A 21811-nucleotide genomic window follows, 5' to 3' on the forward strand; every position below is an offset into this window, starting at 1 on the left:
CGCCACGGGCCGCCCACACCCGTCCCGTGCGGCGCCCCGGAGCGCGGTCACCGGCCCCCTACGGAACATCCCTGACCCGTCCCGGAGGGCCCGCGGGAAGATTCTCCGGGGCTTCCCAGGCGTATCCCGTGCGTAGCCGGGACGCGGACTGGTTAGGCTCCTTTGCGTGAGCAGGCTCCATGTCGTCAGCGGCAAGGGCGGCACCGGCAAGACCACGGTCGCCGCTGCCCTCGCCCTCGCCCTGGCCACCGAGGGACGCCGTACCCTCCTGGTCGAGGTCGAGGGCCGACAGGGCATTGCCCAGTTGTTCGAAACAGAAGCGCTTCCTTACGAGGAACGCAAGATCGCGGTAGGTCCGGCATCGGAAGGTGCGTCACCGTGGGGCTCCCCCCGGACGGAGTCCGCGGGAGAGCCCTCCCGGGGCGGTGGCGGAAGACGGTCGGGCGGTGAGGTCCACGCCCTGGCCATCGACGCCGAACGCGCCCTTCTGGACTACCTCCAGATGTTCTACAAACTCGGCAGCGCGGGCCGGGCGCTGAAGAAGCTCGGCGCGATCGACTTCGCCACGACCATCGCGCCGGGCCTGCGGGACGTCCTGCTGACCGGCAAGGCGTGCGAAGCGGTGCGCCGCAAGGACAAGAGCGGGAAGTTCGTCTACGACGCGGTCGTGATGGACGCCCCGCCGACCGGCCGGATCACCCGCTTTCTGAACGTGAACGACGAGGTCGCCGGCCTCGCGAAGATCGGCCCGATCCACAATCAGGCGCAGGCCGTGATGCGGGTCCTCAAGTCGCCCGAGACCGCGGTGCATCTGGTGACGCTCCTGGAGGAGATGCCGGTCCAGGAGACCGCGGACGGCGTCGCCGAGCTGCGCGCCGCCGGCATCCCCGTGGGCGGCGTCGTCATCAACATGACCCGCCCGGCGCTGCTGGACAACGGAGACCTCGACATCGCCGCCCGCGGGGCGCGTACGGGCGTCGCCAAGGCGCTCTCCGAGGCCGGTCTGGGCGGTGCCCGCCGCGGCGGCTTGGCGGACCGCCTGATCGACCCCCTGCTGGAGCAGGCGCGCGAACACGCCGAGCGGGTCGAGCTGGAGCGCGCCGAGTACGCCGAACTGACCGCAATCGGCCTTCCCACCTACGAGTTGGAGCTGCTCCCCGAGGGAGTGGACCTCGCCGGGCTCTACCGCCTGGCGAGAGACCTGCGGAAACAGGGGCCCATATGACCTCGGACAACACGACGCTGGACGCCTCGGCCCCGTGGCTGGAGGTCGATGCGCTGATCGACGACCCGCACACCCGCATCGTGGTGTGCTGCGGCTCGGGCGGCGTCGGCAAGACCACGACCGCCGCGGCCCTGGGCGTACGCGCCGCCGAGCGCGGCCGCAAGGTCGTCGTACTGACCATCGACCCGGCCAGGCGGCTGGCCCAGTCCATGGGCATCTCCGAGCTCGACAACGTCCCGCGCCAGGTCAAGGACGTCGACGAGAGCGCCGGCGGCGAACTGCACGCGATGATGCTGGACATGAAGCGCACCTTCGACGAGATCGTCGAGGGCCATGCGGATGCCGACCGGGCCCGCGCGATCCTGGAGAACCCCTTCTACCAGTCCCTGTCGGCCGGTTTCGCGGGCACGCAGGAGTACATGGCCATGGAGAAGCTGGGCCAGCTCCGCGCGAACGACGACTGGGACCTGATCGTCGTCGACACCCCTCCGAGCCGCTCCGCGCTGGACTTCCTGGACGCGCCCAAGCGCCTCGGCTCCTTCCTGGACGGCAAGTTCATCCGGGTGCTGATGGCGCCGGCGAAGGTCGGCGGCCGGGCCGGCATGAAGTTCCTCAATGTCGGCATGTCGATGATGACCGGCACCCTCAGCAAGCTCATGGGCGGCCAACTGCTGCGCGATGTACAGACGTTCGCGGCCGCGATGGACACCATGTTCGGCGGCTTCCGCACCCGCGCCGACGCCACCTACCGCCTGCTGCAGGCGCCCGGTACGGCGTTCCTCGTGGTGGCCGCCCCGGAGCGGGACGCGCTGCGCGAGGCGGCGTACTTCGTCGAGCGGCTGGCCGCCGAGCAGATGCCGCTGGCCGGCCTGGTGCTGAACCGGGTGCACGGCAGCGGCGCCGCCCAACTGAGCGCCGAGCGCGCCCTGGCCGCCGCGGAGGCCCTGACGGACCGCATGGCGGAGGACACCCACGCGGACACGGACACCGCTTCGGACACCGGGGTCGCCGCGGGCACAGCGGCCGAAACCGCCCCCGGCTCCGCCATGGACGCCGACCCGGCTCCCGGCCGCGCAGAAAATAATCTTGAAGCCACCGGCATTGTGGATCTCGACGGCGGGAAAGCTGGATCACGTACCGCCGGCGGCCTCTCCCCCGCTGCCGCGGCGGAGCATGTGACACCCACATCAGCCTCAGCGGAGCAACTGGCCGCCGGGCTGCTACGGCTGCACGCGGAACGTATGCAGGTCCTCGCGCGCGAACGCCGCACGCGAGACCGTTTCACCGCGCTGCATCCCGAGGTTCCGGTGACAGAGGTTGCCGCGCTGCCCGGCGATGTCCATGACCTCGCAGGGCTGCGTGCCATCGGCGACCGTCTGGCGCTGAACCCCACGGACACCGACGACTGAGCCGTACGCACGGCCGACTCAGTCACTCACCCACCACAAAGCGCCCGCGTCACCACTCACGAAACGCCTCTCACACACAGGCACGAACCGCGCGCACAGCGCACGCCCGGCTCTCGTGGACGCCCCAACTCGCGGGCACACCACGGACACTGACGACACATCACGAAGCTGCCGTCAGAACGCGCCACCGGCCGAACCTTCTCGGCCAATCTGCCGGCCGGAGCCTGCGGGGCCACGGGCCGGAGCCCGTAGCTGCCCGGCTACCCGACCGCGGCGTACTCGTCGAAGATCTCGTCCTCGCAGTCCAACGGCAAGATGCCCGTGCTGCGCTCATATTCCGTGCGCGCCGTCTCCAACAGTCGACGCCATGACGTCACGGTCGGGCGGCGGCGCAGCAGCGCCCTCCGCTCGCGTTCGGTCATCCCTCCCCACACACCGAACTCCACCCGGTTGTCCAGGGCATCGGCCAGGCATTCCGTGCGTACCGGGCATCCGGTGCACACCGCCTTGGCGCGGTTCTGCGCCGCCCCTTGTACGAACAGTTCATCCGGATCGGTAGTGCGGCATGCAGCCTGTGCACTCCAGTCGGTTACCCAGCTCATGCTGGCGCCGTCCTCTCCCGAATCGAGGCTCCCCCACGGCGGCAATCGGCATATTCACCGTTGCCAGTTGAGGACGTTACGGAAGGCAGGCAGGGCGCAACACCCCCTTCGGGCCCAATCTTGAATGGCCCGAACGGACTATGCGTACGCGGCAGATCACCCAACGGAGTGACCGAACGGCATACGTCACTTTGCGCACAAGGCGGGACAGTTCACCGCCCTGACACGGGATTTCTCTCGACAGACACAGACAAGTGGGGGCGCGGCCCGCGGGAGTAGGGGGTTGACGAACTCAGGCGTAACCGTTCAGCTGTGGTAGCTGAGAACAGGCTAGGCGAACAGGTGCGCCCCTGTCCGGCGATTGAGAACGTAGGCTGCCCCCATGCCTAAGAAGCGCGATGGCGGGGGTCTGTCCAAGACGCAGCAGGCCGCCAAGTTCCTCGGTGTCAGCGTCCTGGCCGGAGCGGTGCTCGCCGGCCTCGCGCTCCCGGCGGCCGGGGCGCTCGGCCTCACCGCCAAGGGATCGGTCGAGGGCTTCGACGACATCCCGGCGAACCTCAAGACGCCGCCGCTCAGCCAGCGGACCAGGATTCTGGACGCCAAGGGCGGCGAGATCGCCAAGGTCTACTCCCGTGACCGCACGGTCATCGGCCTCCACGACATGTCGCCGTACATCCAGAAGGCGATCGTCGCGATCGAGGACGCGCGCTTCTACCAGCACGGTGCCGTCGACATGAAGGGCATCCTGCGGGCGCTCAACAAGAACGCCCAGTCGGGCGGCGTCTCCCAGGGCGCCTCGACGCTGACCCAGCAGTATGTGAAGAACGTCTTCATCGAGGAGGCGGGCAACGACCCGGACAAGGTCGCCCAAGCCACCCAGCAGACCCTCGGCCGCAAGGTCAAGGAGCTCAAGTACGCGATCCAGGTCGAGAAAGAGCTCGGCAAGCGCAAGATCTTGCAGAACTACCTCAACATCACGTTCTTCGGGCAGCAGGCCTATGGCATCGAGGCGGCCGCCCAGCGCTACTTCAGCAAGCACGCCAGGGATCTGAACCTCGAGGAGTCGGCGCTGCTGGCGGGCATCGTCCAGTCCCCCAGCCGCTACGACCCGGTGAATGACCCGCAGGAGGCCACCCGGCGGCGCAACACCGTGCTGCAGCGGATGGCCGACGTGAAGGACGTCACCCAGGAGCAGGCCGACGCGGCCGCCAAGAAGCCGATCAAGCTGGCGGTCAGCCGCCCCAAGAACGGCTGTATCACCGCCACCCATGGCGCCGGCTTCTTCTGTGACTACATCCGCACGGTCTTTCTCCGCGACAAGTCGTTCGGCAAGAGCCGGAAGGTCCGGGCGCAGCGCTGGAACGAGGGCGGCATGACCATCCGCACCACCCTCGATCCGCAGACCCAGACGTCGGTACAGGCGTCGATCAAGGACCACGTCTACGACGACGACCCGGTCGCCTCCGCCGCCACCATCGTCGAACCGGGCACCGGCAAGATCCTCGGCATGGGCCAGTCGCGCCCGTACGGATTCCGTGAGAACGAGACCGTGATCAACCTTTCGGTGAACCACGACATGGGCGGGGGCGCCGGCTATCTGCCCGGATCGACGTTCAAGCCGGTGGTCGCGGCGGCCGCGCTGGAGCAGGGGACGGATCCGGAGCAGGAGTACCCGGCGCCGTACCGGATGCCGTATCCCAGTCCGGTGCAGACCTGCGAGGGCGAATGGCGGGGCAGCGGCTCCGAGAACGTCGAGAACGAGAACAAGGAAGAGGTCGGCCCGTACGCCATGAAGGAGGCGACCGCGAAGTCGGTCAACACCTACTACGTGCAGCTGATCAGCGATATCGGCGTCTGTCCCGCGGTCAGGATGGCGCAGAAGATGGGCATCGAGCGGGCGGACGGCAAGCCGCTGCAGCAGGTTCCGTCGATGACGCTCGGCACACAGGAGATGTCGCCGCTCACGATGGCGGCCGGGTACGCCGCTTTCGCCAGTGGCGGCCAGTACTGCTCACCGGTGGCCATCGAGTCGATCACCGACGCGCGCGGCCGGGCGTTGAAGGTCCCGCAGACCAGCTGCCGTACCGCCATGTCCAAGAAGACCGCGGACACGATCAACACCCTGCTCAAGGGCGTGGTCGAGGACGGCACCGGCAAGGAGGCCGGGCTCAAGGGCCGCGACAGCGCCGGCAAGACCGGCACCACCGACAGCCGCTACGCCGCCTGGTTCGTCGGCTACACCCCCAACGCGGCCGGTGCGGTCTGGGTCGGCGACCCGCAGCACAAGCGCAAGATGTACAACATCACCATCGGCGGCGTCCCCCACGACAAGGTCTACGGCGCCGACACCCCCGGCCCCATCTGGCGCGACGCCATGTCCGGCGCGCTGGCCGACCGGCCCGCACCCACCCTGCCCACCGTCCCGATCGACGACCCCGCCAAGGACAAGAACCAGGGCGACGAGGGCGACAAGGGCCGCGGCAAGCACAAGCCCGGCCGCGGCCACGGCGGCGGCAACAAGCCGGGCGGCGGCTGGAGCATTCCCGGCTTCCCCGACATCCTGGGCGGCGGCAACGGCGGCTGGTGAACGGCCGCTTGGCCCGTACGGCGAAGGTTGCCGACCCCTACGACGAAGGATGCCGGGCGGTATGACGAGAGATGAGGGGCGCCCCACACCATGGGGGCGCCCCTCATCTTTCCCTGAAAACTCCGTCCGGCCGCTCAGCCGGCCAGCAGCTTCTTCACCACCGCGGCCACCCGGCCGCCCTCGGCACGGCCCGCCACCTGCGGGTTGACGATCTTCATGACGGCGCCCATCGCCCGCGGCCCCTCGGCACCGGCGCCCTTGGCCTCCGCCACGGCCGCCGCGACCAGCTGCTCCAGCTCGTCGTCGGTCAGCTGCTTGGGCAGATAGTCGGCGAGCAGCTCGCCCTCGGCGCGCTCCCGCTCGGCCGACTCCGCCCGGCCGCCCTTGTCGAAGGCCTCCGCGGCCTCCCGGCGCTTCTTCGCCTCCCGCGCGATGATCTTCTCGACCTCGCCGTCGGACAGCTCACGCGCCTCGGTGCCCGCGACCTCCTCCTTCTGGATCGCGGTCAGCGTGAGACGGAGGGTGGAGGAACGCAGCTCGTCGCGCGCCTTGATCGCGGTGGTGAGGTCGTCCTGCAGCTTGGACTTGAGCGTGGTCATGACGTTGAGTATGCCCCCACCCACCGACAACCGCCGAGCCTTTTCCTCCCGGCCCCGCCGCACCCACCGCCCGGCGGGGCGGCTGCATCCCGCTGCATCCACCCCCCGCACTCTGCAACGATGGGGACCATGCGCGCGCGATACGGAGTACCCCTGACCCTGACCGCAGTCGGCGCGGCCGGCCTGGCCTACGCCGCCGGCTTCGAAGTCCGCTCCTTCCGTCTCCGACGCGTCACCGTGCCCGTACTGCCCCGCGGCATGCGGCCGTTGCGCGTCCTGCAGGTCTCCGACGTCCACATGGTCAGCGGACAGCGCAAGAAGCAGCGCTGGCTGCAGTCGCTCGCCGGGCTGCGCCCCGACTTCGTCATCAACACGGGCGACAACCTCTCCGACCCCGAAGGCGTCCCCGAGACACTGGACGCGCTCGGCCCGCTGATGGAGTTCCCCGGCGCCTACGTCTTCGGCTCCAACGACTACTACGGCCCCAAGCTGCGCAATCCCGCCCGCTACCTCCTTGAGCGGGCCCAGGGCCGCCACGGCCTCAACGGCAACGCACCCGCCGTGGGCGTCGTCCACAACCCATGGGAAGAGCTGCGCGACGCCTTCGACGCCGCCGGCTGGGTCGGTCTGTCCAATTCCCGCGGCCGCCTCAAGCTGGAGGGCATCGAGATCGCCCTGACCGGCCTGGACGACCCGCACATCAAGCGTGACCGCTACGCCGAGGTCGCCGGCGGCCCGGAATCCGGCGCCGATCTCTCGCTGGCCGTCGTTCACGCCCCCTACCTGCGCTCCCTGGACGCCTTCACCGCCGACGGCTATCCGCTGATCCTGGCCGGCCACACCCACGGCGGCCAGCTCTGCATCCCCTTCTACGGCGCCCTGGTCACCAACTGCGACATCGACACCGACCGTGTGAAGGGCCTGTCCACCCACACCGCCGACGGCCACACCTCCTACCTCCACGTCTCCGCCGGCTGCGGCACCAACCGCTACACCCCGGTCCGCTTCGCCTGCCCCCCGGAGGCGACGCTGCTGACCCTGACGGCACGGGACTGAGGCGCCCGGGGCCGGCGGTCGAGGGGGCGGCCGTCGGCTGAGGGGCGGCCGTCGGCCGAGGGGCGGAGGGGGCGTTTCCGGAGTCCGGCGTTCCCGGAATCCGGCTGTATGGGACTGCGGCCGTATCCGACTCCGGCCCCGGCCCCGGCCCGGATTCCGCGCGGCCTTGCCGGGTTCCGGATCCCGCGGGCTGTGTCCCTCCCCGGCTCCGGACCCCGCGCGGCCTTGCCGGCTTCCGGCTCGTGCGGACTGCGCCCCCGGCTTCGGACCGCGCGGACTGCGGCTTCCCCGGACCGGAGCTCCCTCACCCCGGGGCTCCGCCCTTCCGGGCCCCCGGACGGGGTCTCCCGGACGCGGTCTCCCGGACGCGGTCTCCCGGACGCGGTCTCCCGGACGGGTATTCCCCGACGCGGGCCGGATGGGGTCTCCCGCACCCGTTGATCATCCCCTTAACGTGGAGGGATGTCCGATCCCACCCGGACCTCGCAGTCCACGCGCCACGCCACCGGCCCGGCCGGCGCTGCCGCCCGCACCCCGGCAGCAGCCGTCGCCCCCACGAGCCGCCACCCCCTGGCGGCCGCCTTCCGCACCCTCATCACCGTGGCCGCCCTGACCGGCCTGCTTCTCGCGGCCCTCGGCACCGCCGGCCCGGCCCAGCTCCTCACCCGCTTCACCGTGCAGGCCAACATCGCCGCAGCGCTGGTCTCCGCCTGCTCCGCCCACCGCGCCTGGACGGGCCGCCGCCCCGTGAGCCCCCGCCTCTCCGGCGCGCTCCTCCCCTTCCTCTCCCTCCCCGCCCTCCTCCACTACGTCCTGCCGGCCGCCGACTCCACCGCCTTCACCCTGCCGGCCGCCACCGCCCCCGGCATCACCCAAGCCCTCTCCCACCAGCTCCTCTACACCCTCACCCCCCTCGCCACCCTGGCCGACTGGCTCCTGCTCACCACCCCCCGCGGCTTCCGCCTGTCGTACGCCTGGCAGTGGCCCGCCTATCCCCTGCTCTACCTCGCCTTCACCGTTGCCTTCCCCGCCACCACCGGAGCCCCCTCCCCCACCGTCACCACCGCCCTCACCCTCGGCCTGGCTCTCTGCGCCCTCCCCTTGATCACCATCGGGATCGACCAGGTCAGGCCCGCTCCCCGGCTCCACAACAACCGGATTTCACCTACGGGGATCGGTCCGCTAAAGTAGAGCTCGTTGCTTCGGGGTGTAGCGCAGCTTGGCAGCGCGCTTCGTTCGGGACGAAGAGGTCGTGGGTTCAAATCCCGCCACCCCGACTGAAGGAACACAGGTCAGAGGCACCTACCAATCTTGGTAGGTGCCTCTCCTGCATTGTGCGTGACTAACTGCGTGACTAGTGCTTCGGATTCGCCTTGAAGATGCCGTCCATGGCGACCGCTCCCGTCTGGATCACGGGGCGGATCTGTTTGCGATAGACCTCCTCAGTGACCGCCGTCCCGGAGTGCCCAACCAGGCGCGAGATCTCTTCGAGCGGTACACCGCGGTCCGAGAGCAGCGAGACGAAGCTATGGCGTAGCTCACGTGGCGTCCATTCTGCGGCGTTGACCCCCTCCGCCTTGTTGATCGCTTGGCGGAAGGCTCTCCGGACGTTGGTCGAGTCGAGTTCCTTGCCGACGGCCGACGAGAAGACAAGTCCGTTCTCCTCCCAGGCATCGCCGGCAGCCAGACGGTCCCAGCCTTGGTCCTCCCAGTGCTGCCAGAGCACGTCGATGCAGCGGGCCGGGAGGGCAAGCGTCCGCCGGGACTTCCGTGTCTTGGTGTCGCCTCCAGTGCGGACCGACCGCCATACCGCGATGTACGGCGGGACGGGTGGCGTCGCGGCCGGGTCTCCCTTGAGGAAGACGTGGTCCCACGTGAGCGCACGCAGCTCTTCGGTACGTGCTCCGGTGAGCAAGGCCAGCACGATGTACGCGTGCATGGATGTGCGCTCAGCGGCTTTCAGGACCGCCTCGGCCTGTGCCAGTGTCAGGGCTTTGGACGGGCGTCCCGCCTGGCCCGTAGGAACGGAGCACAGCTCCACCACGTTGCGCTTCACCTTGTCTCGCGCCATCGCCCGTTTCACCGAGCGGTTCAGGCATGAGTGGATGCTCTGCAAGGTTCGCGTGCTGAGCGACTTCGCTTTCTGGGCAAGCCACTTGTCCACGTCCTCCGCGCTCAGGTCGCGCAGCTTCCGAGCACCGAGCGATGGGATCACGTGCGTCCGGCTGAGGATCGTGCAGTTGTCGAGTGTGCCCTTGTCCCGACCGGCCAACCCGTACATGAGCCAGTCATTGACCGCGTTCTCCACCGTGTAACCGGTGGGCGCGATGGCAAGCCCGTCCTCGTGGTCCCGGAGGACTTCCTTCAGCTTGTTCTTGGCTTCGGTCTTGGTCTTGCCGCTGCCGCGCTTCACGATGCGTTTGCCGCTGGGGTCGTAGCCCAGGCTGGCAGTGGCAATCCAGCGCTGCCGCCTCTCGTCCCAGTGGAGTCCGCCGTCTCCTCTGCTGCGGCGTTTGGTCACTGCTTCCCTCCGGCTTCACGCTCCAGCACCGCGAGGTACTCAGAAATGGCGGATGCAGGGACGAACCTCGTTCGCCCCTCCTTGACCGTCCGGAGACGGCCCACGCGGATCAGCTCGTAGATGACGGTCCGGCTCATGTTCAGGACACGCACGGCGTCCTTCACTCGGTAGAGAAGGGGTTCAGTGGATATTTCCCGCTCGGGAACGGTCAGGGTCACGGGGTCCTCCCTACGTTGTGCGATACGCCAGAGTCGGACAGGTGGGACAGCTCCCATTCCTGCTGTCCGGGTAGTTCTTGCAGGTCAGATGCGCCAACCGGACAGTCGGACAGCTGGGACACCTCTGGTGTGCCCTGTGTCCGGGTCTCGGTGTCCGAGTAGTAGCGGCCGCTGCCGTCCTTGGTGAGCTGGCCGTCCTCCGCCATCCGAGAGCAGGTCCGGCGTACTGTGTCTGCGCCGGCCTGCGGGAGGGCTTCCGCGATGTCCTTGGGCTTTGCCCCGGGGTTGGCGCGGACGTAGCGGAGGATGGCGGCGCGGGTGTCGCCGACGGTGTGGTCGGAGGCGGGCCCGTCGAGCAAGTGCCAGGCGCCGGAGGCTTCCTGGAAGGAGAGCGCGTATTCGGCTTCGTTCACGTCGCGGCCAGTGACGTGCAGAATGCCGTCCGCTTGCCCTCGGGCGCGCTTCAGCACGAGCGTGGCGTCAGCGGCTCCGGCGATGCCGTTGGTCCCGGAGACCTCCGTCAGGAAGTCCTCAGATCCGGCTTTGCGGACGTGGTGAACGAGGACTACGGCGATGCCGTAGTGGTCCGCGATGCGTTTCGCGTAGCCGACGGCGACATAGTCCGCGTCGTACGCCGATACGCCCTGGGGCGCCTGTCCGCGCATCTTGGCGAACACGTCAATGACGACCATGCGGGCGTCCGGGTTGCGGTCCAGCCACTGCGCGATGGCGTCGCTGCCGCCCTGTGGGAAGGGCGGGCATTCGGTGACCAGCGTCAGACCGGCCGGCGCCTTCTGTCCGCCCAGGAGCTTGCCCATACGGGTCTGGAGGCGACGCGGGGTGTCCTCCAGCGCAAGGTAGAGAACCGGGCCGCCTTTGACCGGGACGGAGTCGAACGCCGTGCCACCGGCCGCGACCGAGAGGCCAAGTCCGAGGGAGAGCCAGGACTTTCCGACCTTGGGCGGTCCGGCGAGCAAGCTGACGCCTTCGGCGAGGAGGCCGGGAACGGCCCATTTCGGCTCGGGGAATTCCGCGGCCATGAGCTGATCGGCGGTCCATGCGGTCCGGGGCCGTTCCCGCGCCGGTGGTGCCTCGGGTGTGGCCTGGGGGTCGCGGGGGACGGAGTAGAGGTGGAGCGGGGGAATCGGGTTGGTGCTCACGCGGCTACCGTCCTCGGGCGCGCTGCTCCGGCCCGCAGGCCGGAGGCGATGGTCCGGCGTGCTTCGCGGTCGCCCTGGCCCACCTGGAGGGCGGCGGTCAGGAGCCAGCCGGTGACGTCGGTGTCGGTCAGCTCTCCCCCGGCGACGAGCTGTCCGAGGGCGACGGAGGCGATGTAGAGCGCGTTGTTGTGCTGGTCTTCGCCGGAGGCGGTGACGCGCTTCAACTCCCCATCAACCGCGGACCGCAGGAACGCGCTGCGCCGGTCGTGGGCGGCGAGTGCGACCGTGATGGGCTTCTGCGGGGGCAGCGGCGCCGGGCGCAGCAGCTCGGCGAGCCAGTCCGGCAGCGGCGCCACGGGGCCGCTGTGAACGATCTCGTAGGGGCGTCCTGCGAAGGTGCTGCCCGCGCTGACCACAAGTCCGCCAACCGCGCGGGTGTCGACCTTCCAGCCCAGTCCCCGGCCACTGTCTCCGGTGGTGTTGCGCAGGGGCTCGCCGCCAGGTGCGGCGAAGTAGAGGTGGGTGCCTCCGCTCCAGGTACGCACCGTGTAGGTCTGTGCCGGGAAGGGCTGGCCATGACGCTCGCAGAGCACGGCGAGCACGTCAGCGCCGTCAGAGACGCCGTGCTCCGCCCAGTCCGCCGGCGGGGTGTCCTGCGGGTGCTTGGGCCTGTCGAGGTCAATGACCACCAGCGCGGAGGGCCCGGTGGCAACGCCGATGTTGTACGGGGCGTGCGTCCAGCAGCGGGTGATGCGCTGCCGATCGGTAGTGGCACGCTCGGCCCAGTCGCTTACCGCCGGGCGCTTGTCGTCGGGGATGACCGGGAAAACGTTCCAGTCCCGGGCGGCGGCGTCCAGAGCTGCGGTCAGCAACGTGGTCTTGCGGTCATGCGTCATGCTGGAGGTCTCCTGTTTCTGTCGAAGGGACGGAGAACCGGTGCACTGGCCGAGAGGCCAGGGCGCCGGCCGGGGCGGTCGCGGTCTTTGGCGAGAGGCGACCGCCCCGGGCGTATTCAGTCCTCGATTTCGCCGCTGTAGCCGAGGGGCGACAGGGCGCTGTGGGCGCGGTTGAGGGCGTCGGCGAGCATGTCCGCGCAGCGGGACGCATCTGCAAGCGCGGTCGTGGCCGCGCTCACGTGATCAGCCACCAGGCCGTAGTCGGCGGTGAGGGTGCCTTCCAGGTGCAGGCACGTGAGGAATCCGCTGGTCTGGTCGAAGGACTGCGGCAGGTACTGCGCCATGCGCTTGAACGCGGCGACGCTGGAGTACGCCTGCCCGGGGTGGTGCAGGCTGCCCGAGCGGGAGCGTGGGGTGGGCAGGGTGGCGTGGTTGAACGTGCGGACCGATTCGGCAGCGGTGTCCGCGCTGTCCTGGGGCTTGCGGGTAGCGCTCATGGGTCGTGCCTTTCTGGTGCGGGTCAGAAGGGGGGTTCGTCGCTGAAGCCGTGGGCGGCCCACGGGTCGCGGCCGGTGCGGTGCCAGCGCCGGGGCAGGCGCGGCAGGGGCAGCAGGACCCAGCGGCGGTCTTGGTTCCAGCACTCGCAGGGCTCCCAGCGGGAGCCGTCGTACTCGCCGGTCTCGGGGTGGCCGTATTCGTGCTCGATGCCGCCGATGCCCTCGCAGTAGCGGCAGGCGGGGTCCGGGGTGTCGGTCAGCATGAGGGCCGGGCGCGGCCAGGTGGCGCGCTGGATGCGCAGCCGGAGGAAGAGGCGGCGACTCATGCCGTGCTCTCCTCGTAGGCCGTTTCGGTCTCGTCGGCCATGTCGTCGAAGCGGAGGAGGAGTTCGCCGAGCTGGCGGCGGGTGAGAAGTCGGGAGTAGGAGCTCTCCCAGTCGTAGGTGTCGAGTGCCACGGTGACGATCTCGTCGGGGTCGATGTCCATGTCAGTGCTCCTTGGTGATCTCGATGGTGGGGAGTTCGGGCAGTCCCGTGCGGGTGAGTTCGGCGGCGTTGAAGCCGGGCAGGGCGGAACGTGCGGTGATGGCCTGGGCCAGGGCGGTGGCGTAGGCGGCGCCCTCGCGGGCTACCTCGATCTGCGCCCCGGCCCGCAGCGCTTCGACGCGTTCCATGTGGGCGTGCTCTTCGCGGCGCTCGCCGATGTGCCGGTTGTGGGCGGTGGCTTCGCGGCGGTCTGTGCGCCAGTGCCGCGCTGCCAGGCCGTAGGTCACTGCGGTGGACAGGGCCCACAGCAGCAGGGGCAGGGAGAGGCCATCGGCGTATCCCGCTACCCCAGCCAGGGCCAGGGCCCCGGAGGTGGCGAACGCGGTTCCCGCGATGACGCCATCTCCGGCGCGGCCAACGGAGGCCAGGGCGCCGGCCGCAGCCGCGCCGAGGGAGAGCGTGGTCATCAGCACGGCGTCGCCGACGGAGTGTTCGGCGCCGTTGGCGTTCCAGATCCTGGCGAGGATCAGCACGGTGGAGGTGGCGATGGCCGGGGCGGCTTTGGGGGCCGCCGCGGCGATCCAGTGCCGGGAGGTGAGCTGTTGGTTCACGACCGAGCCCTACAGCTTTGCGGCGGCGTCGAGGACCGCGTGGGTGAGCTGGTTGATGGGGCCGGAGGCGCCGGTGGAGGCGAGGAAGAAGCCGAACATGATGGCGACGAAGGCGGAGCCGTAGCCGAGGGTCTTCGAGCGGAGCAGGAAGAACAGGACCAGGCCGAAGAGGGCGACGAGGGAGAGGGTGATGGCCACGGGGGCCTCCTTGGTCAGTGGTCAGCGGGTGCAGGCGGGATAGGACGAGCCCCGGCGGCAGGCGTCGTAGGCGGCGGGGCTGACCGTGAAGCGGGCCGTGTGTCCGTCGGCGGTGCGGACGGTCAGGGTCCAGTCACGTGTCTTGGTGGCCGGCCGGTAGGTGGTGGCCTTGTCGATGACTCGGCCGGCGGGACCAGGCGGCGGGGTGCAGGCGGCCAGGGCGAGCAGCGCGGCGGGGGCCAGGAGACAAAGGCACAGGCGCAGGCGCATGGCGGGTCCTCTCATCGGGTGCCGTCGCGGTGCAGGCGCATGGCGACGTTGAACAGGTGGCGGCCGACGCGTATGCGCTTGCCGTGGCCGTCGCAGCGGCGGCAGTGCTTGCCGCGCTTGGGCCGTCCCTTGCGGTCGGTCTTCATCGCGAAGCCGAAGCCCTTGCACTTGCGGCAGTTGCCGAACGGCGATCCCGCACACAGACTCACGTAACCAAGAGTGACGATGAGTAGGCAGGCGCTAGCAAGGAGGGAGAGGGTCATGGGGTGCCTTCCAGGCGGTTTTTCCGGTGTTTTCGCAGGCGGGGTGCTAGGTGCGAGGTTGCTGATCAGAGCCGGTATGGACTGCTAGCGGGGGTGCTAGACCTAGCAGCGGCGGCTGCTAGGTCTAGTAGCGATGCGCGTCAGCTCCCGGGCCGTTTCCCGTCACGTTGAGTGACTTTAGTGGCGATGTCGGCGCGGACGATTCCTCGGCGGGTGGTGCCCTTGCCCTTGTCGGTAGTGCCCCAGACGTCCTGGGCAGTGATGCCGTGCGGGCGCAGGTTGGTGGTCACGGTCTCGGCCTTCCAGCCCCCGTAGATCTCCGGCCGAAGCGTCGCCAGGCGAGCGGCGATCTTCTCGTTCCAGACCTTGTCTTCGTCGGCGGGGACGACCTTGAGGACGTCGGCGAGCAGGTCGAAGGCGGCTTCGCTGCTGTCGGGCTGTTGGCCGATGGCGTGGCCGGTGACGTTGCCGTACTCCTCGCGCATCTTGCGGGCGCGGGCGACGACTTGTTCGGCGCCGAGCGCGTCCACGAACGCCGAGGCGACGATGCGCGGGTCATCGCCCTCACCAGCCATCCAGCAGATGCCGCGGTCGGAGCGGGAAAACATCGTGGCCCGGTAGCCCGCCTTGTACATGCCCGCGCCCAGCACCATGTTGTTGGCGGTGTCGCCCATGACCTTCAGGCAGAACCGCAGGACCGCGTTGGCGGAGATGCCGGGCGGCAGGGACTTGGCGTCCGGGCGCTGGGTGCCGAACATGCCCACGATGCCCAGCGCGGGGCCGCGCTTGGTGATGTCGACGCAAATCTCTTCCAGCTCCGCGCCGTACTTCTCGTGCTCGAAGGGGACTTGGCACTCATCGGACGCGACCACGATCGGGTGCAGGCCAAGGGACTTGTCGTTCGCCAGCTCCGGGGTCACCTTCGACTCCGGGCAGCGCGAACGGGGCAGGGACTTGATGACCTTCGCCCGTCGCCGCAGCTCCTTGCGCAGCTCCCGTAGCGATTCCAGGACGTAGAGGATGTCTTCGTCCTCGTCCCCCGCGCGGTAGCGGTGGCAGACCGGCTCCAGGGCGCCGAAGTCGCCGGTTCCCTTGAAGTCGAACGCATACAGCTCAGCGCGCGGGTCGAGGGCGGCGATGAGCAGGAACAGGCGCATCAGGAACGTCTTGCCCATGCGCGGGATGGAGCCGACCACGACCGAGGCGAACATGAGCGTGACGGACACGTCCCGCATGCGCTGGTCGTTGCCGAAGACGACCGGCTTGAACAGGTCCACCTGCCCGGACTTCAGCAGTGGCCAGGCGGGTTTCTTGGTCTCGTTCATGGGCTTGTCGCCCACCCAGAGGACCAGCCGCCCTTCGTGCTCTTCAGGGTCGGCGGTCGGCCACACGCAGCCGACCTTGCGGCGTAGCCCGGAGGCGAGTGGCTTGCGGGCCTCCATGATGTCCTCGGGGGTGACGCCCCAGGGAAGGTCGAGGTCGGCGCGGTATCCGGGCCCGTCCCGGGTGATCTCGGAGGTGAAGCGCAGCCCGTTCATGTCGCCGCCCTTCTTAATGGCGGCCGACAGCTTCGCGTTGCCGATGTTGTCCAGCGCCCGCAGCACGATCGGCCCGGTCAGCTTCTGGATCTCGGTCTTCAGCACCGCCGGCCCAATGACGGGCTTGTCCTGCGGAGCACCCCAGAACCCTGCGACCAGCACGGCAGCCGAAGCCAGGACCGCCAGCCAGCCCGGGGCCATGACGTACATGGTCAGCGCGAACGCGGCGCCGAAGATGGCGCCGACGACCGTCACCAGCACTCGCAGCCGCACGCGCCGATCCCGCTGGCGCGACAGCTTCAGGTACTCGGCCGTGTTTTCGTGCTCCACCTCGTAGGCACGCAGCGGGGCGGATTCGGCATCCCACACCCACCGGTTGGCCTCCCCCACCTTGCGGGCCACGCCGCGTGGCGCCATCAGCCCAAGCTGGAGCGCGTACCAGGGGGTGCGGATGCCATGGAAGACGGTGGAATAAAAGGCGTTGCTGGCAGCCCGTTGCACGGTGGAGACGAACCCGGGCTTCGACAAGAGCCAACTCGGCAGGATCGGCTTGCGCTTGTAGGTGGTGATGCCCGGGGAGGGCAGGTCGGGTGAGTCGACCGGCCGCAGCTTGGGCGTCTCTTCGTCCTCGGCATCCGGTTCGGCCGGCGGGGCGGGAACGGGCGCTTCGGCAGGCTCAGGGGCGGGGGTGGCGGGGCGTTTGGTGGTGATGTCGAAGACCTCGGCGTCAGGGCGCTCGGGCTCTTCGGGCTGGCCAGTGACGTGCACGTCAGACACGGTGTGTGTGCTCCTTCGGGAGTGAAGAGAGCGGGGCCCGGTGTCGCTTTGGTCGGTTGGACCGGGCCCCGCGCTGATACGTGGTGTCGCGGTCAGGCGGCGAGCGCGGGTGTATCCGCGCAGGTGGTGCAGATGCCGAGGGATGCGGCGATGACGTATCCGGCATCGCGTCGGCAGTCGGGGCACGTGCGGCGGGCAGTGTTCGCCTTGGCGAGCGCTGCCCACTTGGCCGGGGTCATCGGCCGGGCCGGCTTGGCCAGGTCGAGCCGGTAGAGGTAGGCGACGCGTACGCGGCGGCCGTAGCGGCGTGAGCGCCACAGGATCTGAGCGGCGATGTCCTGACCGCCCGGCCGCAGGCCCTTGGCGCGGAGTTGGCGACGGGTCGCCAGTCCGTCCGGGGCCAGCCGGAACGGGAAGGTGGGGATGCCGTAGCGGGCGCCGTCGGGGTCGTAGAAACGGCCGGCCATCAGGCGGCCTCGGCCTCATCCACGCCGTCCTCGGCAAGCTTGAGTTCCTGATAGCGGGCGGCGACCCAACCCACCGACCAGCCCGTCAGATCGGCGGTCTCACGCACCGACCGGCCAGCCGCAAACCCGACGCGCACGGCCTCTCGGGCAGCGTCCTCGGGGATCTTGTCGGCCTCGGTTTTGGCGTTCACGGGCTGCGGCGCGGACTGTTCACGGGGTGCCCGCTGCGGACGCGGGCGCCGTTCACGAACAGTGGCCTCGCGGTGTTTACGAGCGGCGCGGGCCTGCTCTTCACGGGCCAGGCGTTCTGCCCTGTCAGCAGCCTCTCGCTCCTCCTTCTTCGCCTGTTCACGGTCGGCCCGCTCCTGCGCCTCCCTGCGGATACGCTCGCGCTCCTCACGCTCCTCACGACGCTGGCGGCCCTCATGGTCCAGGCGCTCACGCTCCATGCGTTCGGCGTGCTCACGGGCTTCCCGGCGGTCTTCCGCCTCACGTTCGAGGCGTTCACGCTCCAGCCGCTCAGCCTGTTCACGCGCTTCCCGCTCGGACCGTTCACGAGCGAGCCGCTGCTGTTCACGCTCCTCGCGCTGACGCTGTTCACGGACCTGTCGTTCCCGGCGTTCACGCTCGGCGTGCTCTTGCTGTTCACGGTCGATGCGGGCCAGGGCTTGTGTGATCGCTCGGCGGTAGGCGAGCCCCGCTTCGGCGGTCACGATGAGCAGGAGCGGGGCGACGCAATGAACAGCGACGCCGACGAGATCGGCGTTGAGGGCGGAGTCGCCGATGTTCAGGCCGATGGTCATCAGCCCGGTCATCCAGCGCAGGACGGCCGGCCACCGACCGCTGTCCCCACCGAGGCGGGCAACGGTCGAATCCAGGCGGACAACGATGACGACGGCGGCGTCCACCACGATGGGCAGGATCGGCGCCGTCCAGCCCCAGCCGTCGGGAGTGACCCGCTCCACGAGCGGGGTGACGGTCAGGACCGAGAAGACCACCGCGCCGAAGGTGATCGCCCACGTGCCGACGGACAGCGTCCGCTCAGCCGTGCGGATCTGCGACGGGCTCATGGTCGCGAAGCGCTTCACCCGGCCGCCTCCGCTTCGCTGGCGGTGCCTCGGCGACCGGCGCGGCGGCCGTTGACGGTGTCGTGGACGGGGTGGGAGCCGTCGGCGATGCGCCAGCCACCACCGTCCTGCTTGGCCTCGTACATGGCCTCGTCCGCCCGCCGCATCCACGTGGACAGGTCAGCGCAGCCGCGCGGAGCGACGACAGCGCCGATGGAGGCGCCCAACGACACCTCGCGGCCGTCGATGGTGACCGGCTCGCTCAGCTGCGCATGCAGGTACCAGAGGTGGAAATCCAGGGTCTTAAGGCCCTCTGGCTGCCCGGCGGGCGGACGGCCGATCACGGCGGCGAACTCATCGCCACCCAGCCGCCCCGCGGGCCCACGTGCATGGGCCCACAGCGCCAGTCGCTCGCCCGTGGCACGGATCGCCGCATCCCCGGCCGCATGGCCGAAGGTGTCGTTCAATCCCTTCAGGCCGTCCAGGTCGATAACCACGACGGCGGTGGTCCCCTGGCGCAGCAGACGACAGGCCCGAGGCTCGAATCCGTCCCGCCGCAGCAGACCGGTGAGCGGATCGCGTCGGGCGGCACGCAGTTGGCGCCGCATCCACACGGTGTGTGCGCTCCAGGCACCGGCCAGCGGTCCGGAGGCCGCAGCGAGGGTCAGCAGCTCGCTCATCAGGCTGCCGCCTTCCGGGACTTCCGGCCCTTGGCCCTGGCCTTGGCCGGGCTGGACAGCGGCACGACGGCGGTAAGGGCGTCGGCGTACAGGGCGTCCCACGCGGCGATCTCATCGCCGCTCTCGCCCAGTTCCCGCAGGTCCCGCAGAACCTCGCGGGCCACATCCAGCCGGAGCTCCTGCTCTTCCTCGTCTTCCTTGGTCAGCGGGCCGCGGAACAGGTCGCGGTCGATGCCGAGCGGGAACTCGTCGAAGCCGAAGGCCAGCTCTTTGAACTCGGTGCCGTTCACGACCCGTTGGTTGCCGATGTACGTACGCATGTGGAGCTCTCCTTGAGTCGAAGGGAGGCCGGGGCGGTCGCGGTCTTTGGCGAGAGGCGACCGCCCCGGCGGGTGTGTGGATGTGGCTACTTGCGTCCGCGCCAGGCGCCGGCCGCGGCATTGCCGTTCGTGCGGGCCTGCCCGGACTGCTCACGGGCCGCAGCCTGGCTCTCCGGGCTGCTGTGGACGCGGTAGTCCTCGCCGGCCTCGGCGTGCAGCCGGTCAACCTCGCTGGACTGGGCATCGCTGCGGGAGCGGAATAGGCTCACCATCGATCCTTTCTGGGATCACAGGGCGCGCCCGCAAGCTGCCAGGCGGAGGGCGCGCCCTGCTTCATGTGCGGCTAGAAGTGCTGATCAAGCCCGTGCCCCCGGCGCTGCAACTCCGGGAGCACGGGCCGTATGGAAGGTGGCTTTCGCGGTCAGCGACGGAACGCCGCACGGAAGAGGCCGATCACGTCGTCGGTGCGGTCAACGACCCGGCCGGACTCCAGCTCCTCCGCGCGGGTTTCGTAGCCCTCCGCCGCGCCGTCATGACCGTGTTCGCGCTGTACGGCAGCAGCATTGCGGTTCTCGGCAGCAGCCTTCTTCAGGCGGTTCATGAACTGTCCTCTCGGAGATGTAGGTGAAGCGCTCTCGCGGCTCCCGCACACGGCGGGTCCGGGGCTGATAGCGGCGCGCTGCTACAGCTCGCCGCGCCGCTCCAGCTCGCGGGCGATGTCGTTCTGGTCGGCCACCGGACCGACGGAGGTCCCGCCGCCGGCCCGCTCCCGGTCGATCAGCTCGTACTCGCGCCGCAGGTCATCGGTGGAACGGTTCTGGTTGTGCTCGGATGCCGTGGAAGGGGTCTTTCGGAACATGGTTGATTTCTCCGTCTTCGAGTGAGTGATGTGGGTCGTGCGTGCCCCGACCAGGAGTCGAACCCGGCCTTACGACCATCGGGGCGAATGCGCAGGTGAGGGCAGTCAGCGCTGGACTACGGGGCGGTGCAGGTCCCGGTGCGTGACCGTGACCTGGTGACCCGCCAGCCGCAGCAGATCGGCCAGCACAAGAGCGAAGGTCGGGGCCCTGTGACGGCCGCCGGCGCATCCGTCGGCGACGGTCACGACCCCGGCACTCGGGCCGGCAGCGAACGCGCCGATGGCCGTCGCGGTGGCCGCGACCAACTCCGGGACGCCAGCGGTGCCCAGCACAGCGGCGCGCACCGCCTCGTCCTCGGCGGTCATGTACCGCAGTTCCCGGCTGACGTGCGGGTCACGAAAGTGCTCGCGCAGGTCGATGGTCAAGTGCGCGGCGGGCGGCGCGTCGTGCAGGTAACCGAACGAAATGATCTCGACAGCAGCCATGAGGGCTCCTTGAAGGAAGCGAAGGGATGTTCCGACTCACCCACCCCGCCCGGACGGGCGAGGACGAGGGTCTGTGGTCAACGGGTGCGGACGCGACCGCTAACGCTGTGGGCGCTCACCCGCAGATCGCGACCCCCGCTCACGCGGACGTCACCGGAGACGGTGTTGGCCCGGAGGGCGCCGGCAGCCTGGGCGGTGGCGCATATGTCCACGTCACCGGAGGTGGTGTTCAGGTCCGCGTCGGAGCCGCTGTAGAGGTCCACGGTGATATCGCCCGACACAGAGCGGGCGGTGAGATGGTCGGACAGACAGCCGACGATTACGTCGCCGGAGGTGGTGGACGCGCTCAGGTGGCGGGCTCCGTCGATCTCCAAGTCTCCGGAGATGGAGCGGAACTCCATGCGCTCGATGGCTCCGTGGACATGGGCACTCGCGGACTGGGAGACGACCGCGAGGGAGGAGCCAACCGGCAGGCTGACGATGGCCTCGATCGGGCTGACCGTGTCCATCACGCCGGTACCACCACCGGTGATGATTCGGCCGTTGACGATCGTGACGCCGGTGACCGACCCGTACACGGTGCCCACGCTCTGCGCGACCCGGTTGCCTCGGATGTTCTGCATCATCACGTTGCCGGGGATCTTCGGGACCTCCACAGCCAGGGTCTGGCCGTCCTGGCTGGCGCGGGCCCGGTTGACCGCGTCGGCGGCCGGACCGGACGAGTCGTCCGTCCGCAGCACCACACGAGCGGTCGTGATGCTGGCGAGGACCTGAACGTGGACGCTGCCCATCGGCAGGTCGAGCCCGAGGACGACCGGGCCGGTGGACTGGAAGCCAAAGGGGCGCTTAGTCATTGCTGATCTCCTGTTTCGAGAGAGAAGGAAGGGCGGGGCGGTCGCGGTCCTTGGCGAGAGACGACCGCCCCGCAGAAACGGGCCAAGCGAGCCGCGCACTTCGGGTGCTCGGGCTCAGGCGACCGCTCGTCGAAGACGAGTGGTCATTGCTGCTGGCGCCCCGGT

The 21811-nt window shown here is 69.6% G+C and carries 28 protein-coding genes and 1 tRNA gene; 6 read left to right on the forward strand and 23 right to left on the reverse strand.

Going from position 1 to position 21811, the window contains the following annotated elements:
* Window positions 1–166 precede the first annotated feature (166 nt).
* The gene (locus tag ACGFWI_RS02445; RefSeq protein WP_393904039.1) at window positions 167–1225 is read left to right on the forward strand and encodes an ArsA-related P-loop ATPase; all 1059 of its coding nucleotides are present in this window, start codon (window positions 167–169) and stop codon (window positions 1223–1225) included.
* Window positions 1222–2634, forward strand: coding sequence for an ArsA family ATPase (locus ACGFWI_RS02450; RefSeq protein WP_393904040.1), 1413 nt, complete (start codon window positions 1222–1224; stop codon window positions 2632–2634). Before ACGFWI_RS02445 ends, ACGFWI_RS02450 begins: the two co-directional genes overlap by 4 nt.
* 260 nt (window positions 2635–2894) lie before the next feature.
* Here ACGFWI_RS02450 and ACGFWI_RS02455 read toward each other — a convergent pair whose 3' ends face one another.
* Window positions 2895–3236, reverse strand: coding sequence for a WhiB family transcriptional regulator (locus ACGFWI_RS02455; RefSeq protein ID WP_159482098.1), 342 nt, complete (start codon window positions 3234–3236; stop codon window positions 2895–2897).
* A gap of 382 nt (window positions 3237–3618) precedes the next feature.
* On the opposite strand from ACGFWI_RS02455, the gene ACGFWI_RS02460 reads away from it, so the two are divergent.
* Window positions 3619–5823 carry a transglycosylase domain-containing protein gene (locus tag ACGFWI_RS02460; RefSeq protein WP_393904041.1) on the forward strand — a complete coding sequence of 735 codons (2205 nt, stop codon included), beginning with the start codon at window positions 3619–3621 and terminating at the stop codon, window positions 5821–5823.
* Window positions 5824–5957: 134 nt separating this feature from the next.
* Here ACGFWI_RS02460 and ACGFWI_RS02465 read toward each other — a convergent pair whose 3' ends face one another.
* A complete protein-coding gene (locus tag ACGFWI_RS02465) occupies window positions 5958–6422 on the reverse strand; it encodes a GatB/YqeY domain-containing protein (RefSeq protein ID WP_393904042.1) in 465 nt (154 codons plus the stop codon).
* 129 nt (window positions 6423–6551) lie between these two features.
* On the opposite strand from ACGFWI_RS02465, the gene ACGFWI_RS02470 reads away from it, so the two are divergent.
* The 3 genes from ACGFWI_RS02470 to ACGFWI_RS02480 all read left to right on the forward strand — a co-directional run bounded on the left by ACGFWI_RS02470 (window position 6552) and on the right by ACGFWI_RS02480 (window position 8755).
* Window positions 6552–7478, forward strand: a complete 927-nt coding sequence (locus ACGFWI_RS02470; protein ID WP_393904043.1) for a metallophosphoesterase — start codon at window positions 6552–6554, stop codon at window positions 7476–7478.
* Window positions 7479–7940: 462 nt separating this feature from the next.
* The gene (locus ACGFWI_RS02475) at window positions 7941–8669 is read left to right on the forward strand and encodes an integral membrane regulator (protein WP_393904044.1); all 729 of its coding nucleotides are present in this window, start codon (window positions 7941–7943) and stop codon (window positions 8667–8669) included.
* A 12-nt stretch (window positions 8670–8681) separates the two neighbouring features.
* Window positions 8682–8755: transfer RNA gene (locus tag ACGFWI_RS02480), tRNA-Pro, on the forward strand.
* Between the two features lie 77 nt (window positions 8756–8832).
* Here ACGFWI_RS02480 and xerC read toward each other — a convergent pair.
* The 21 genes from xerC to ACGFWI_RS02585 form a co-directional block, all read right to left on the reverse strand.
* On the reverse strand, window positions 8833–9999 hold the full coding sequence (xerC, locus tag ACGFWI_RS02485) for a tyrosine recombinase XerC (protein ID WP_393904045.1): 1167 nt from the start codon (window positions 9997–9999) through the stop codon (window positions 8833–8835).
* Entirely contained in the window at window positions 9996–10217 is a 222-nt protein-coding gene (locus ACGFWI_RS02490) for a helix-turn-helix domain-containing protein (protein WP_393904046.1), read from the reverse strand. The genes xerC and ACGFWI_RS02490 overlap by 4 nt, the downstream gene beginning before the upstream one ends.
* Window positions 10214–11377 (reverse strand): AAA family ATPase, encoded by a 1164-nt coding sequence (locus ACGFWI_RS02495; RefSeq protein ID WP_393904047.1) that lies wholly within the window; start codon window positions 11375–11377, stop codon window positions 10214–10216. The genes ACGFWI_RS02490 and ACGFWI_RS02495 overlap by 4 nt, the downstream gene beginning before the upstream one ends.
* Window positions 11374–12273, reverse strand: a complete 900-nt coding sequence (locus ACGFWI_RS02500) for a bifunctional DNA primase/polymerase (RefSeq protein ID WP_393904048.1) — start codon at window positions 12271–12273, stop codon at window positions 11374–11376. The genes ACGFWI_RS02495 and ACGFWI_RS02500 overlap by 4 nt, the downstream gene beginning before the upstream one ends.
* Before the next feature lie 116 nt (window positions 12274–12389).
* Complete coding sequence (locus ACGFWI_RS02505) at window positions 12390–12770, reverse strand: hypothetical protein (RefSeq protein WP_393904049.1); 381 nt, start codon at window positions 12768–12770, stop codon at window positions 12390–12392.
* Window positions 12771–12793: 23 nt separating this feature from the next.
* Complete coding sequence (locus ACGFWI_RS02510) at window positions 12794–13096, reverse strand: hypothetical protein (protein ID WP_393904050.1); 303 nt, start codon at window positions 13094–13096, stop codon at window positions 12794–12796.
* Window positions 13093–13257, reverse strand: a complete 165-nt coding sequence (locus ACGFWI_RS02515; protein ID WP_393904051.1) for a hypothetical protein — start codon at window positions 13255–13257, stop codon at window positions 13093–13095. Before ACGFWI_RS02515 ends, ACGFWI_RS02510 begins: the two co-directional genes overlap by 4 nt.
* Before the next feature lies 1 nt (window position 13258).
* The gene (locus ACGFWI_RS02520) at window positions 13259–13867 is read right to left on the reverse strand and encodes a hypothetical protein (RefSeq protein ID WP_393904052.1); all 609 of its coding nucleotides are present in this window, start codon (window positions 13865–13867) and stop codon (window positions 13259–13261) included.
* 9 nt (window positions 13868–13876) lie between these two features.
* Window positions 13877–14065, reverse strand: coding sequence for a hypothetical protein (locus ACGFWI_RS02525; RefSeq protein WP_393904053.1), 189 nt, complete (start codon window positions 14063–14065; stop codon window positions 13877–13879).
* A gap of 21 nt (window positions 14066–14086) precedes the next feature.
* On the reverse strand, window positions 14087–14335 hold the full coding sequence (locus tag ACGFWI_RS02530) for a hypothetical protein (protein ID WP_393904054.1): 249 nt from the start codon (window positions 14333–14335) through the stop codon (window positions 14087–14089).
* An 11-nt stretch (window positions 14336–14346) separates the two neighbouring features.
* The gene (locus ACGFWI_RS02535; protein WP_393904055.1) at window positions 14347–14598 is read right to left on the reverse strand and encodes a hypothetical protein; all 252 of its coding nucleotides are present in this window, start codon (window positions 14596–14598) and stop codon (window positions 14347–14349) included.
* A 140-nt stretch (window positions 14599–14738) separates the two neighbouring features.
* Window positions 14739–16913 carry a cell division protein FtsK gene (locus ACGFWI_RS02540; RefSeq protein ID WP_393904056.1) on the reverse strand — a complete coding sequence of 725 codons (2175 nt, stop codon included), beginning with the start codon at window positions 16911–16913 and terminating at the stop codon, window positions 14739–14741.
* A gap of 92 nt (window positions 16914–17005) precedes the next feature.
* Window positions 17006–17380, reverse strand: coding sequence for an RRQRL motif-containing zinc-binding protein (locus tag ACGFWI_RS02545; protein WP_393904057.1), 375 nt, complete (start codon window positions 17378–17380; stop codon window positions 17006–17008).
* Window positions 17380–18468, reverse strand: a complete 1089-nt coding sequence (locus ACGFWI_RS02550) for a DUF2637 domain-containing protein (protein ID WP_393904058.1) — start codon at window positions 18466–18468, stop codon at window positions 17380–17382. Before ACGFWI_RS02550 ends, ACGFWI_RS02545 begins: the two co-directional genes overlap by 1 nt.
* Window positions 18465–19127: a GGDEF domain-containing protein gene (locus ACGFWI_RS02555; protein WP_393904059.1), complete on the reverse strand. Its 663-nt coding sequence runs from the start codon at window positions 19125–19127 to the stop codon at window positions 18465–18467. The genes ACGFWI_RS02550 and ACGFWI_RS02555 overlap by 4 nt, the downstream gene beginning before the upstream one ends.
* Window positions 19127–19447, reverse strand: a complete 321-nt coding sequence (locus tag ACGFWI_RS02560; RefSeq protein ID WP_393904060.1) for a hypothetical protein — start codon at window positions 19445–19447, stop codon at window positions 19127–19129. The genes ACGFWI_RS02555 and ACGFWI_RS02560 overlap by 1 nt, the downstream gene beginning before the upstream one ends.
* Window positions 19448–19533: 86 nt before the next feature.
* A complete protein-coding gene (locus ACGFWI_RS02565) occupies window positions 19534–19719 on the reverse strand; it encodes a hypothetical protein (RefSeq protein ID WP_393904061.1) in 186 nt (61 codons plus the stop codon).
* Window positions 19720–19868: 149 nt separating this feature from the next.
* Complete coding sequence (locus ACGFWI_RS02570) at window positions 19869–20048, reverse strand: hypothetical protein (protein WP_393904062.1); 180 nt, start codon at window positions 20046–20048, stop codon at window positions 19869–19871.
* A gap of 81 nt (window positions 20049–20129) precedes the next feature.
* A complete protein-coding gene (locus ACGFWI_RS02575; RefSeq protein WP_393904063.1) occupies window positions 20130–20306 on the reverse strand; it encodes a hypothetical protein in 177 nt (58 codons plus the stop codon).
* A 105-nt stretch (window positions 20307–20411) separates the two neighbouring features.
* Window positions 20412–20792, reverse strand: coding sequence for an ATPase (locus tag ACGFWI_RS02580; protein ID WP_393904064.1), 381 nt, complete (start codon window positions 20790–20792; stop codon window positions 20412–20414).
* 77 nt (window positions 20793–20869) lie between these two features.
* The gene (locus tag ACGFWI_RS02585; protein ID WP_393904065.1) at window positions 20870–21646 is read right to left on the reverse strand and encodes a DUF4097 family beta strand repeat-containing protein; all 777 of its coding nucleotides are present in this window, start codon (window positions 21644–21646) and stop codon (window positions 20870–20872) included.
* Between the last annotated feature and the right edge of the window lie 165 nt (window positions 21647–21811).

Source organism: Streptomyces sp. NPDC048434 (assembly GCF_043200375.1).
Taxonomy (GTDB): Bacteria; Actinomycetota; Actinomycetes; order Streptomycetales; family Streptomycetaceae; genus Streptomyces.

Excerpts from the sequence above, each read along its gene's own strand:
- ACGFWI_RS02545 (WP_393904057.1), bottom strand. The coding sequence starts at position 17,380 with ATGGCCGGCCGTTTCTACGACCCCGACGGCGCCCGCTACGGCATCCCC.
- ACGFWI_RS02580 (WP_393904064.1), bottom strand. The coding sequence starts at position 20,792 with ATGGCTGCTGTCGAGATCATTTCGTTCGGTTACCTGCACGACGCGCCG.
- ACGFWI_RS02460 (WP_393904041.1), top strand. The coding sequence starts at position 3,619 with ATGCCTAAGAAGCGCGATGGCGGGGGTCTGTCCAAGACGCAGCAGGCC.
- ACGFWI_RS02555 (WP_393904059.1), bottom strand. The coding sequence starts at position 19,127 with ATGAGCGAGCTGCTGACCCTCGCTGCGGCCTCCGGACCGCTGGCCGGT.
- ACGFWI_RS02450 (WP_393904040.1), top strand. The coding sequence starts at position 1,222 with ATGACCTCGGACAACACGACGCTGGACGCCTCGGCCCCGTGGCTGGAG.
- ACGFWI_RS02515 (WP_393904051.1), bottom strand. The coding sequence starts at position 13,257 with ATGGACATCGACCCCGACGAGATCGTCACCGTGGCACTCGACACCTAC.
- ACGFWI_RS02575 (WP_393904063.1), bottom strand. The coding sequence starts at position 20,306 with ATGTTCCGAAAGACCCCTTCCACGGCATCCGAGCACAACCAGAACCGT.
- ACGFWI_RS02475 (WP_393904044.1), top strand. The coding sequence starts at position 7,941 with ATGTCCGATCCCACCCGGACCTCGCAGTCCACGCGCCACGCCACCGGC.
- ACGFWI_RS02505 (WP_393904049.1), bottom strand. The coding sequence starts at position 12,770 with ATGAGCGCTACCCGCAAGCCCCAGGACAGCGCGGACACCGCTGCCGAA.
- ACGFWI_RS02560 (WP_393904060.1), bottom strand. The coding sequence starts at position 19,447 with ATGCGTACGTACATCGGCAACCAACGGGTCGTGAACGGCACCGAGTTC.
- ACGFWI_RS02535 (WP_393904055.1), bottom strand. The coding sequence starts at position 14,598 with ATGACCCTCTCCCTCCTTGCTAGCGCCTGCCTACTCATCGTCACTCTT.
- ACGFWI_RS02455 (WP_159482098.1), bottom strand. The coding sequence starts at position 3,236 with ATGAGCTGGGTAACCGACTGGAGTGCACAGGCTGCATGCCGCACTACC.
- ACGFWI_RS02465 (WP_393904042.1), bottom strand. The coding sequence starts at position 6,422 with ATGACCACGCTCAAGTCCAAGCTGCAGGACGACCTCACCACCGCGATC.
- ACGFWI_RS02500 (WP_393904048.1), bottom strand. The coding sequence starts at position 12,273 with ATGACGCATGACCGCAAGACCACGTTGCTGACCGCAGCTCTGGACGCC.
- ACGFWI_RS02585 (WP_393904065.1), bottom strand. The coding sequence starts at position 21,646 with ATGACTAAGCGCCCCTTTGGCTTCCAGTCCACCGGCCCGGTCGTCCTC.
- ACGFWI_RS02470 (WP_393904043.1), top strand. The coding sequence starts at position 6,552 with ATGCGCGCGCGATACGGAGTACCCCTGACCCTGACCGCAGTCGGCGCG.
- ACGFWI_RS02570 (WP_393904062.1), bottom strand. The coding sequence starts at position 20,048 with ATGAACCGCCTGAAGAAGGCTGCTGCCGAGAACCGCAATGCTGCTGCC.
- ACGFWI_RS02510 (WP_393904050.1), bottom strand. The coding sequence starts at position 13,096 with ATGAGTCGCCGCCTCTTCCTCCGGCTGCGCATCCAGCGCGCCACCTGG.
- ACGFWI_RS02565 (WP_393904061.1), bottom strand. The coding sequence starts at position 19,719 with ATGGTGAGCCTATTCCGCTCCCGCAGCGATGCCCAGTCCAGCGAGGTT.
- ACGFWI_RS02530 (WP_393904054.1), bottom strand. The coding sequence starts at position 14,335 with ATGCGCCTGCGCCTGTGCCTTTGTCTCCTGGCCCCCGCCGCGCTGCTC.